Source organism: Pseudomonas viridiflava, from assembly GCF_001642795.1.
GTDB lineage: Bacteria > Pseudomonadota > Gammaproteobacteria > Pseudomonadales > Pseudomonadaceae > Aquipseudomonas > Aquipseudomonas viridiflava.
In genome coordinates this window covers 19,951-31,142 of record NZ_LKEH01000019.1, presented here as the reverse complement: position 1 = coordinate 31,142, position 11,192 = coordinate 19,951, and the positions used below count along the sequence as shown (strand labels likewise).

The following is an 11,192-nucleotide window of genomic DNA, read 5'->3' as shown; positions in this document are numbered from 1 at the left end:
TGCATACCCCGTGGGAGGCGGCTTGCCGGCGATGGCGTCAGTTCAGTCACTGATAGATCGCTTCAGAAAAATCCTCGCCGGCAAGCCGCCTCCCACCGTCCGTGGCNCAAGACTCGGGTATAACGCTGAGCACAAGCATGGGCATGATCGGCGTGCTTGAGATCACGCTGATCGTTCCCACGCTCTGCGCGGTAACGCCTCTCAGGACGCTCCGCGTCCCGGCTTAATGGCGTCGTAAATATATTTCAAAATACGTGAGCCGTTTCCAGATCCTCGCGTGACAGACAGGGAAAGCATTTCAATCTCCGGTCGAGGACTCCCGCATGTCAGCCCGCCCTACCCAACTCTCTCCGTTGGTGCGCACGTTGCGCCATGTCATTTTCGGCGCCAGCCTTTCGGTGGGCAGCCTGTCGATGGCCTATGCAGCAGATGCAGCACCCAAGGTTTACCACATCGCACCGAGCGAGCTGGAAACGGCGTTGAGCCAATTTGGTCGGGAAGCAGGCGTGCTGATTTCCTATGGTTCGCAGATCACCAGCGGCCTGAAAAGCCGTGGCCTCGAAGGTCAATACACGCCTGAGCAAGGCCTCAACGCACTACTAGAAGGGACTGGTCTGCAAGCTGTGGCTGATGGCAATAACGGCTTTACCGTGCAATCGGCCAGTGTCGCTGGTGCCCCCATCGAACTGGGTGTCTCAACGGTCGTCGGTGACTGGCTGGGCGAGGCGCAGCAGACCAACGTGTTCGAACATCCTGGCGCACGTGACGTGATCCGCCGCGAAGAATTCGAACGTGTCGGCGCCACCTCCGCCCGTGATGTACTGAACCGCATTCCCGGCGTCAATGCCCCGGACAACAACGGCACCGGCAGCCACGACATGGCGCTGAACTTCGGCATTCGCGGCCTGAACCCGCGTCTGGCCTCACGCTCCACCGTGCTGATGGATGGCATCCCGGTGCCGTTCGCACCCTACGGCCAACCGCAGTTGTCATTTGCGCCGATCAGCATGGGCAACATGGACGCCGTGGACGTGGTGCGCGGCGGTGGCGCAGTGCGTTACGGCCCGCAGAACGTCGGCGGGATCGTCAACTTCGTCACCCGCGCCATTCCCGACGAGCCAACGCTCAAAGGCGGCATCCAGACCGAAACCAGCCCGTCTTCCAGCCACGACGGCTTCAAGACCACCGGCAACCTGCTGGCTGGCGGCACCGCTGACAATGGCCTGGGCGGCGCGATTCTGTATTCCGGCGTGCGCGGCGGCGACTGGCGCGAGCACAGTGACACACAGATCGATGACCTGATCCTCAAGGGCAAATACCAGATCGACGATGCCAACAGCCTCAACGCCATGGCCCAGTATTACGATGGCGAAGCCGAAATGCCCGGCGGCCTGAGTGTTGCGGACTACGATGCCGATCCGTATCAGTCGACTCGCCTCACGGACAAGTTCTGGGGCCGTCGCACCATGTTCAACTTCGGCTATCGCTACGAGCAGGATGCCCGCGTCTTCACCGCCAACACGTTCTTCACCAAGACCCTGCGCAGTGGTTATCTGGACCAGGGCAACTTCGTCTCCCTGTCGCCTCGTGAATACTGGGTACGCGGCCTGGAAACACGTTTCTCGCAAGGTTTCGCGCTGGGTGAAACCTGGCACGAAGTGGGCGTCGGCTATCGCTACGTGAACGAAGCGGGTCATGAAATGCGCTATCGCGAGCCGGTAACCGGCGACTTGCCGACCACCGCCAGCCGCAACGACCGCGACACCCGTGGATCGACCGAGGCGCACGCGTTCTACATCGATGACCGGATCGACATCGGCAAGTGGACCATCACGCCCGGCATTCGCTACGAGATGATCGACACCGCGCAGAACAACAACCTGACCAACGTCAAATACCAAGGCGACTACAACACCGCGTTGCCTGCATTGAACGTGCTCTACCACCTCACCGACACTTGGAACCTGTACGCCAATACCGAAGGCTCGTTCGGCAGCGTGCAGTACAGCCAGATGCCAAACCGTGTCACCGGCGGCGAAGTGAAGCCCGAGAAAGCACGGACCTGGGAGCTGGGCACGCGCTATGACAACGGCAACCTGCGCGCCGAGATCGGGGCGTTCCTGATCAATTTCGACAACCAGTACGACAGCAACCAGACCAACGACACCGTCATCGCCCGCGGCGAGACACGCCATCAGGGCATCGAGACCAGCATCAACTACGCGCTGGAAGGTCTGAGCCCGGCACTGGCGGGTTACGACGTGTACGCAACCTACGCGTTCGTCGACGCCACCATCCGCGAGGACGGCCCGAACAAGGGCAACCGTGTGCCGTTCTCCTCGAAGCACAAAGGCACGATGGGCGTCAGCTACACGGAAGGCCCGTGGAAGCTGAACCTGGACAGCTCATTCCAGAGCGACCAGTTCGCCGACAACGCCAACACCTCGGCCGAAAGCGCAGACGGCAGCACCGGCCGCATTCCCGGCTACATGCTGTTCAGCACCCGCGCCGGTTACGCCTTCGGCCCGCAGCTGTCCGACCTGAACGTGGCAGTCGGCGTGAAGAACATCTTCAACCGCCAGTATTACACCCGCTCTTTCGACGACAACAACCGCGGCAAATACGTCGGCGAGCCACGCACGCTGTACGTGCAGACCTCGGTTGCGTTTTGATCGCTGACTGATCCTGCCCATGCACCCCGTGGTTGCAGCAAGACCTGGGCATAACTCTGAGCGCAAGCATGGGCATGGTCGGTGAGCTTGAGATCACGCTGATCGTTCCCACGCTCCAGCGTGGTAACGCCTCCCAGGACGCTCCGCGTCCGCTCTCGAGTGTGTCGCAGAGCGTCGTGGGTGCATGCCCAAGCTCCAGCGCTTATCGTCATACATGTCATGCGCTCGGCTCACCGAATCCGCAATCTGCGCCATTTGTGACGCGGAGCGTCACGATGCACGCCTGACTCACAATGACACGATCACCTTCCCTTCCCAGACATACCAGTAGGAAATCCATACCGTTACCGTGTGGAATTTTCGTTCAAACACTTCCTGTTTTTTTCTACTGCGAAATATTTCTTCCATATTGGGGTTGAATTGTTGGGTCATTGCCGCCAACACTGTGAATGAGCGCAAACGAAACCGCGAGTCATCGCGCAGTCCAGGCTCACACGAGCAAGCCCTAATAAGGATTAACTATGCAAATCCAGGTCAATAGCGATAATCACATCGAAAGCAGTATCCGACTGGAGGAGTGGGTTCGTACCACCGTTGAAAGCACGCTCGAACATTACGACGAATATCTGACTCGCGTGGAAGTCCATATCCGCGATGAAAACGGCGACAAACCAGGCCCGCATGACATCAAATGCCAGATGGAAGCCCGGCCAAAAGGACACCAACCTATTTCTGTTTCCCACAAGGCCGATACGGTAGATCAGGCTGTGGATGGCGCGGCGGTAAAACTCGATCACGCCCTTGAGCATTTGTTCGGCAAGCTGCGCGGCAAGCGCGGTGCAGCGCCCATCCTGACCGAGCAGGATGAAGATTCGGTCAGCCCGGACGCGCTGCTTGAAGAGGAATTCCTGGAAAAAGAACAGGAGAAAGAAGCCGCTCGTTTGAGCTGATTCCGATTCGCTGCATGAACAGGTTTCACGAATAGACAAGAAGGGCGAATCCGCAAGGGTTCGCCCTTTTTCGTGATGCCCGGTACAAGCCAGTCAAACGCATCGCAAAATGCCCCAGCCTGCGACTGATCGGTGCGCACCACAAACGCTCGACGCACATCTTTGTATCACCTGGAACACAGTCCACCCTGCTGCCGGGCAACGTCCAGATGCCGTCTATCGAATTTAACATCCAGTGATAAAGCCAATACCCGGCGCCGTTCCAGCCTCTCCCGCGAGCAAAAACGGTCATCGCTGACCTGCCTTCAAGCGCTAGCTGATTACCCGCAAGGCGGGCGCTCTACCCTCTTCTGGCCGCAGTCCAGAGCCTCTCTACCGTGCTTTCGGAACACCTCCAAACGAGGTTTCCATCCCGCAAACGCGAATGTTTGCCCGAAAAGGAAAAGCGTCTGAATGTCTGACAATCCATCGAACCGGATTAGAAAAAATCGCCTTTCTGACAGCATCCGTCAGTACACGAGACAGATCTGATCACGAGCTTTCAAGCATCGCCGTCGCCGAGCTGACAGTGCGCCTGCCTCCAACGAAATTCGGTGCTGACGGTTACAGATCCAGCGCGTTGAATCAGCCGACGCCTGAAAATGGCCCGAACCGTGCAACCCACCAATGGCGACACCTAAACCACGGCCAAGCCACTGATCGGCCGCTGAGAACCAAAAGGACTTACACCCGGTCAACTTATGCAGAACCATTGAGCAGGTAAATGATATGGACAATCCTTTTCAGATGATCACGGACACTTTCCATCCGGACTATCGGGTGAATCTGAGCATTCAAGGACTGGACGGCAGCATCATGCTGACGCTCTCCAATGAACGTGGCGTCGTCGCCAAGCGCCTGATCAGCGCCGCTCAACGTAACGACCCGGAACGCCTGCGCCGCCTGATAGAAAGCGTGCAGTTCGGCATTGCCATCGAACGTGGCGACAGCGCAATCAAGATCCTGGCTGCAATGACAGATGGCGCAGCCCTTCGCCAGCCAGGCGCGCCGTCCAATGACGAGTGGCAGCGAAAGCGGCCGAATCTGGCGGCGGGGAGCTGATCAGGCTGTCCGGTTTTAAAACAACCATGAATCCTGATTCAACCCTTGCCACGTCCTATCCAGTCGACGGGGCTTTGATGACAAAGCGTTCAACACTGACTTCGCGTTGAACGCTTCATTGAAGATTTCATTCTTCTCCCGACCAATACCAAAGCGTATCGCCCCACGTCGAATCACTGATACTTGGCATGATCTCACCTTGATGAAAGTAGCGCCTGGAATTTGCTTGTGCGGGAGTAAACCAGTAACCGGTCTTGGTGCAGGGATCGCCAGCAACCACTCGGTTGATCTGAGTGCCGTTAGCACCTTGGTAATTTCTTGCGTACTCGACCAAATCCTTGGGATAGACCATATGATCTATCTTGCTGTCGTCTATGTTGTATAGGAAAGCGATGGCGCCGGCTTCGATGGCCCAGTATCCGACGTAATTTCCATTTTCTCCCTGCAAGTGCAAATCATGCCAAGGTGCTTGGCTGAAGGCGGAATACCATTGGCTGCAGTATTTTTTTAGAAACTGGGCCGCTTCCTCTTTGCTTTCCGCGTAGATGGCTTGCACCAAGGGTGAGTAGACTTCGTGAAACCACTCATCTACATCGTATCTGTTAGGTAGTAGTTTAGTTAGCAGGTCCTCATATAAAGTGTCATCACCCGCATAGCCTGCACGGTCTATTAATTTGACGAAGCGTTTCAGGAGATCCACGCGATGTAGCAGTATGCAGAATCCTATCACCTGAACGCATTCCTCATACTGATAGGGCCAATCATCAATTGCTAGCGGAGATATATTTGGAGTGTTTTCGTATATTTCGAGTGTTGATTGCCTAAGTTCGTATTTTTGAATCAGATCTTCAAGCAGCGGCGTTAAGGAGGCAATTTCTTCTCCGGCCGTATAAGCTGCTAACAATCGATCCAATGCAAGTTTTTGCAGATGCCTTGACCGAAGTGCTGCCTCTTCTTGAGGGGAGTCAGATTCGAATGTGTTTGTTTTTAAAAAATTAATTACTTCGTTATGTTCTCTTTGGAAATTCAAATACTGCTTTTCGCTATAAAATTTCTGTCTCTTATTCATTTTTTCACGCCTCGATTTTCAAAGAATTCAATGCGCCGTATTTTTTGGCCAAGGATTTTTTGCGTTTATTTACGAAGCTCTTTACTTCGTGCTCAGAATAATGAAAGGCTTTGTGATTTTGATGAGCACTTTCGTCCAAGCCACCCAGCTGTGCATCGGCGTGATCCCTCGGGCTCAAACTAGCGTGAAATAGTGGCGCGTAAAATAGATGTCGACTATGAGAACTCATTACTTGAATACCTAAAGCTCTTCCCGCGACGGCCCGATCAATGTTTTCCTCGATCCATTCACGACTCATTTGAACTAATAGAGGCTTTTTTCTTTGTTTGGGTTTTCTTTCTTGCGTCGATGTGTTCGTTTTCCTTTTTCCGCTACCTACCTTTCTTTTATTCTCGCTTATGGAAGAGGTTTCAGTCTGTTCTATCGGCTCTATAAGCTCGCTTGGGTCAGCGATCCCAGACACGCCTAACTTCGAGCTAATACCTGGTTTTCGAGTATTGTTAAGCTTGCGCATAAATTTAGGAGCATCTTCATCGCGGCTTGCTTTCGCTTCGACTATCGCAAATTTCTTGCCTTCGTTATTGGCAGGATTCGCTCTCCACACTGCATCAATGCCTGTTCCATTTGCTCCATCGGTCAGCTTGTACAACACATGGCTTGCCTTAGGATTCCCTCCCGCCGAAAGCTTCCCCAACTTGCTCCCACTCGGCAAACCCTCAAGCCACTTCCCGTCCGAGCCCTTGTCATGCCCGTCCCAGTCCTTGCCCCAGCCAAATTCGACTGCGCAGATATAGTCGGCGATGTGCTCGCCACTGACACCCAGCCCTTCGTTCAGAATACTTGAAGGTGCTTGCAGGCCAACTCGGGAAGCTTCGACCTGATTGGAATGGGTGCCGCTGGCGTTTTCCTTACCCTGCGCCGCAACAGTCGTGTCCTTGCTGGCGGGCTTCTCGACCCGTTTCGGATGACTGGAACCAGAGGACGCCGCAGAACTGTTTCGCTGCATTCCCTTCCATTTCACCAGTCGCTTTTCAACGACGCCCACTATGGCTGGCATGTTGTCGCGGGAGGCGGCAAGGACGGTAACGACAGATGTCTTTGCCCAGTTGGGCAGCCCTTGAAATGTCGAGGAACCCTTGACGCCTGTGATGATGTCATCCAGCTCACCGCGCAGCTTCCCGGCATCGAATACCTGCTTGAGCAGTTCTTCAGGACTGGTCTTGATGCCGCACTCCTGCAGCACGAAACGCAGCAGGTCAAAGAGGACCGGGGCGTAGCGTTCGGGGTCCTTGTTGACGATGCGCATGCTTTTCTTGAGGCCGTCACCCGGCCCTGGAATCCAGCCGATGATGGCCATCAACAGGTCAAACTGAGCGTCTTCCTTGCCTGACGTCGACTCTGAGTTGTAAAGGACGATCGACGACTCGATGGTGTCGTAGGCGTCGATGGCCTGCCCAAGAAAAGGGACGGCACCGAGCGCAATACCCTTGGCCAGTTCAACAGCAGCCTCCTGATAAGCGTCGCTGCGGTCTTCGCCGCCGTTTGTTCCTTCAGTGACTTCCCCGCTCATGACACTCTCCCTGCGGCTTTTTCCACCAATGCTTGTAGATCGATCTGGTCTGGGTCCAGACCGAGTTTGCGTAGGTCTTCGTTAACCTTTTCATCCGAGTTCTGGACAACGGTCACGCTTTCGCGAGTGAACGGCCTCGGATCTTCGCCGTAGTAGACCTTGGCCGGGCCTTGCGGAACATCTTCGAGCCGGGCGAAGCCGTCGTCGTCCAGCACACCTTCGCGTGTCGACCCATCGGCAAAGTCGACGCGATACGACGCACCAGGCACCGGTTCAAGGTTGTCATAATGCAGGTTCAGCTCAAGCCAGGTCGGGTTGGCCTTGGCTTCTTTCATCAGATTCCCGGCGGCGTCGACAGCAGCCAGCCCAGGAATGAGCGGGGCCAGAATACCGATCCCGGTCCCGACACCCGCAGAACCTCCTGTATTGACTTTCACCTCCGCCCCGCTGATCGTCACGCCACCGGCATCGAGCTTGATGAAACTCCCGCCTGCCTTGGACGTGAGCTCCATGCCCCCTTCCACCACCACCTTCTGACCTGCGTGGTAGTGGATTTCCTGGCCGGCTTCTACGAACTGCGCGGTGCCTACCTTCAGATGCTGCGTCGCGCCCACGGTCAGGTGATCGTCGGCACGGGTTTCGGTCTTGCGGTCCAGATGCGTGATGCGGTGTTCTTCAACCTTGAGCTGGCTGAGGACATTGGCTTCAACCGTGTCGTGCCGCTCGTTGCCGATATGGATCTTCTGGTCGTGCTCGATGTTCTCATCCCAGTCACGCTGGGCATGGATGTAGATCTGTTCGGCGCCTTTCCTGTCTTCGATACGAAATTCGTTGTAACCCTGACCACCCGGTGAGCTGAGGGTTTTGAAGGTGCTACGGGTCTTGTTGGCGGGCAGCTCGTAGGGCACAAGGTTTTCCTTGTGATACAGGCAGCCGGTGATCAGCGGTTGATCAGGATCACCTTCAAGAAAGGTGACAAGTACTTCCATACCAATGCGCGGGATAGCGATTGCGCCGTAAGCGCTGCCTGCCCAGCCGTTGGCTACGCGCAGCCAGCAAGTAGTGTTGCCATCCGACTGGCCTTCGCGATCCCAGAAGAACTGCACTTTGACGCGACCGTACGGATCGGTATGGATCTCTTCACCTGCCGGGCCGGTGACGATGGCGGTCTGGCTGCCGAGCACCTTGGGTTTTGGATGCTCGAGCGCCGGACGAAAGTGGGCATCCCAGGGTGTGGCAAGAAAACGGTTGCGGTAGCCCTGGTGGAAATCGTCTTTGTTGTCGGTCACGTCGCTGGTGATATTTTCACCCAGCACCTGCGGCTGCTTGCCCTCGTGAATAACCTCCAGCAGCAGCCACAGATCATTCCACTCGGCGCGCGGATGTTCGTTGAGGGCCAGGAAGTGCCCACTGACCAGTGTCGGCTCGTCGCCTTTGCCTTCTGCCAGACGATAGTCGCTGCGATGGCGCTCAAGGGCTCGCGTGGCCAGTTGTTTACCGCGAGCACGGTCGGTGAACCGCCCCGGATAATCGTAATCTTCAAGGTCCGGAGCAAACTCGCTTTTGGCTGAGCTTTCGGGCAGAACGCTGGGTTTTTCAAAGTCGTAATCGCGGCGGCTGACACGGGTGCTACGGGTTTCCAGGCGCAGATTGAAACGTTTGATCACCGGTTGCTCGGCAGCCATGCCGGAGTCCTGTTGATAGCTCACGGGCGCAAGCTTGGGGAACACCGTCTGATCGTCTCCGAACACCAGGGTGTGTCCGCTGGCGGAATGTTGAAAGTGGAAATGAATCCCCTCTTCTTCACAAAGCCGCTGAATGAAATGCAGGTCGGACTCATCGTACTGCACGCAGTAGTCACGCTCGGGGTAAACCGCGCCGAGCTGAAAGCGATAGGCGTCGGCCAGGATGCCGCGAGCTTCCAGCACCTGAGCGATGATCTTCGGCACTGACAGTTGCTGGAAGATCTGCTGGTCGTGATTGTGTCGCAGGTAGGCAAGCTGAGGCACCAGACTGATGCTGTAACGGGTCAGCCTCTTGCCGGAGTCACCTTGCTCGATGCGATAGACCAGACCATGGATGACACCCTTGCCGGTGGCACCAAAGGTCAGGCAGGCGCGCTTGTGCAGCAGTTCTTCAAGTGCAATGTCAGGTCGTGCGCTGACCAGTTCGATGTCAAAGCAATACGGCTGGTTGAGCGCTTCGCGACCGACGAAAGCAAGCACTTGAAAGTCAACGGATATGCCCTCCAGCGTGAGGGAGATATGGGTTGCGTTAGCGTCCAGCATGCCGGAATCCTGTCCATCTGAAGCCTTCGGGAACCAGAATGGTGCTGGAATACAAGCTTTATCTCAACGCAAAAATCAGCAGGTGAAAAAGAAATATTGCCTACTGCCCCGCCTCCTCTGTGCAGCAAGTGTGCAGCAAGTTCAGGCAGAGTACAGATTCAAGCTGTTAAACCTGTCCCTGCGCACTGACATTCAAGCAGCTCCGGCACTGGCCTCGGCTGCATTCCACCTGCGGAGCATTCCGAGGAGGCAACATGTTCTTACGTTACGGGATATTGGTTGCGACACTGATAGTGGCGTCCGGCTGCGTCGAAGAGCGAATCGTCCATGAACGACGACCGCCGCCCCATGAATATGTTGAAGTGATAGCGCCTCAGCCGCCGCCCGAGCGGGTGATAGAGGTGGAGCCCGCGCCTCGTGCGGGGTATGTCTGGTCGCGAGGTTACTGGCACTGGAGTGACGGACGTTATGTACCGGTTCACGGCCACTGGGTAGCGGAACGACCTGGCTATCGCTATGTGCATCCGCATTGGGAAAGCGCGGGTGATGGATGGCATTGGCATGCCGGGGTGTGGGTCAACTGATCGGTGGCAGGCTGATATCGAGCCAGCCCGCTACTTAAGCAGATCGTGCCAATGCTCTACACTGGCATGCCGCCTAGGACGCTGCGTCACATTCGAGAGCGGATGCGGAGCGTCCTGGGCGGCGTTACCACGCAGGAGCATGGGAACGATCGTCAGCGTATTTCAAACATCGCCTTTTTCTTCTGTCACCGCGCCTTTTACCGGGCTGGATGAGTCGGGGATCTTGGCCGACGGGTATTTGTACGACGCATAGCGCACGACCAGAATCGCAAATGCCAGCAATAGAATGCCGCCACACAGGTAGATGATGCCCAGATCAGGCGGATTGTGATGAGACACATCCGAGATCAGCAGACGCGTCAACGCGGTGATCGCTACGTAGATCAGGAAACGCACCGGCATGTGGTTGGTCTTGAAATAAATCCCCGTCATCGCGCCCAGTTCGAGGTAGATAAACAGCAGCAGGATGTCATCGACCGTGACGTTGCCCTTCTCGACCATGCCCAGAAAAGCCACAACCGAAGCCCATGCTGTGATGGCACCGATGGCGAACAGTGCCAGGAAGTGAAAGCTCTCGACGCAGAGGTTGCCCAGTGATTCGGCTTGCGCATGCACGCGCTGGCGCATTTTTTCTGCCCATTTGTTTCCCATGTCTCTCTACCTCTGAACCTTCGTTTATCACGATCCGGACTGAATCGGATGATGCGGTGTGCGTGTGACGCGCTGTGTGGCGTGCTTTTTAAAGCAGGAACAGGGCCATAGGCTATGGTTGAGAGCGCGACGGGTTGTCGCAAGGCACATCTGCGCGAGAAAAAGATGCGTGAAGGCCACTATCCAGACAGGGGTTGCCTGGCTTATGCTGAACACTGTATAAAGATACAGTAATAGCTTATTTCACACGCAAGGCACGTGATGTGGCGACTGTCACGCCAGCCATACGGAATCACTGTCTGTTGCA

At 56.0% G+C, this 11,192-nt stretch carries 8 protein-coding genes; 4 read left to right on the top strand and 4 right to left on the bottom strand.

Translation table 11 applies throughout. From position 1 onward, the window contains the following. Window positions 1–323 precede the first annotated feature (323 nt). From fecA to AO065_RS06440, 3 genes are all read left to right on the top strand, one after another. A complete protein-coding gene (fecA, locus tag AO065_RS06450) occupies window positions 324–2,672 on the top strand; it encodes a TonB-dependent Fe(3+) dicitrate receptor FecA (RefSeq protein ID WP_004885099.1) in 2,349 nt (782 codons plus the stop codon). Window positions 2,673–3,193: 521 nt separating this feature from the next. Beyond that, window positions 3,194–3,622: an HPF/RaiA family ribosome-associated protein gene (locus AO065_RS06445; RefSeq protein ID WP_004885100.1), complete on the top strand. Its 429-nt coding sequence runs from the start codon at window positions 3,194–3,196 to the stop codon at window positions 3,620–3,622. A 768-nt stretch (window positions 3,623–4,390) separates the two neighbouring features. After that, window positions 4,391–4,723, top strand: a complete 333-nt coding sequence (locus AO065_RS06440; protein WP_004885101.1) for a DUF3509 domain-containing protein — start codon at window positions 4,391–4,393, stop codon at window positions 4,721–4,723. 127 nt (window positions 4,724–4,850) lie between these two features. Here the strand turns inward: AO065_RS06440 and AO065_RS06435 are convergent, their stop codons facing one another. Genes AO065_RS06435 through AO065_RS06425 form a run of 3 tightly spaced genes read right to left on the bottom strand, consistent with a single transcriptional unit; the run spans window position 4,851 to window position 9,650 of the window. Next, window positions 4,851–5,792 carry a PoNe immunity protein domain-containing protein gene (locus AO065_RS06435; protein WP_004885102.1) on the bottom strand — a complete coding sequence of 314 codons (942 nt, stop codon included), beginning with the start codon at window positions 5,790–5,792 and terminating at the stop codon, window positions 4,851–4,853. 4 nt (window positions 5,793–5,796) lie between these two features. Continuing rightward, on the bottom strand, window positions 5,797–7,362 hold the full coding sequence (locus AO065_RS06430; protein WP_004885103.1) for a hypothetical protein: 1,566 nt from the start codon (window positions 7,360–7,362) through the stop codon (window positions 5,797–5,799). Next, window positions 7,359–9,650 (bottom strand): type VI secretion system Vgr family protein, encoded by a 2,292-nt coding sequence (locus tag AO065_RS06425; RefSeq protein ID WP_004885104.1) that lies wholly within the window; start codon window positions 9,648–9,650, stop codon window positions 7,359–7,361. Before AO065_RS06425 ends, AO065_RS06430 begins: the two co-directional genes overlap by 4 nt. 254 nt (window positions 9,651–9,904) lie before the next feature. Between AO065_RS06425 and AO065_RS06420 the strand changes: the two genes are divergently transcribed. Then, on the top strand, window positions 9,905–10,234 hold the full coding sequence (locus tag AO065_RS06420; RefSeq protein ID WP_032651812.1) for a YXWGXW repeat-containing protein: 330 nt from the start codon (window positions 9,905–9,907) through the stop codon (window positions 10,232–10,234). Window positions 10,235–10,396: 162 nt separating this feature from the next. Here AO065_RS06420 and AO065_RS06415 read toward each other — a convergent pair whose 3' ends face one another. Next, window positions 10,397–10,885 (bottom strand): phosphate-starvation-inducible protein PsiE, encoded by a 489-nt coding sequence (locus tag AO065_RS06415; RefSeq protein ID WP_004885105.1) that lies wholly within the window; start codon window positions 10,883–10,885, stop codon window positions 10,397–10,399. Between the last annotated feature and the right edge of the window lie 307 nt (window positions 10,886–11,192).

Coding starts and splice junctions, on each gene's coding strand:
- fecA (WP_004885099.1), top strand. CDS start 324: ATGTCAGCCCGCCCTACCCAACTCTCTCCGTTGGTGCGCACGTTGCGC.
- AO065_RS06445 (WP_004885100.1), top strand. CDS start 3,194: ATGCAAATCCAGGTCAATAGCGATAATCACATCGAAAGCAGTATCCGA.
- AO065_RS06440 (WP_004885101.1), top strand. CDS start 4,391: ATGGACAATCCTTTTCAGATGATCACGGACACTTTCCATCCGGACTAT.
- AO065_RS06435 (WP_004885102.1), bottom strand. CDS start 5,792: ATGAATAAGAGACAGAAATTTTATAGCGAAAAGCAGTATTTGAATTTC.
- AO065_RS06430 (WP_004885103.1), bottom strand. CDS start 7,362: ATGAGCGGGGAAGTCACTGAAGGAACAAACGGCGGCGAAGACCGCAGC.
- AO065_RS06425 (WP_004885104.1), bottom strand. CDS start 9,650: ATGCTGGACGCTAACGCAACCCATATCTCCCTCACGCTGGAGGGCATA.
- AO065_RS06420 (WP_032651812.1), top strand. CDS start 9,905: ATGTTCTTACGTTACGGGATATTGGTTGCGACACTGATAGTGGCGTCC.
- AO065_RS06415 (WP_004885105.1), bottom strand. CDS start 10,885: ATGGGAAACAAATGGGCAGAAAAAATGCGCCAGCGCGTGCATGCGCAA.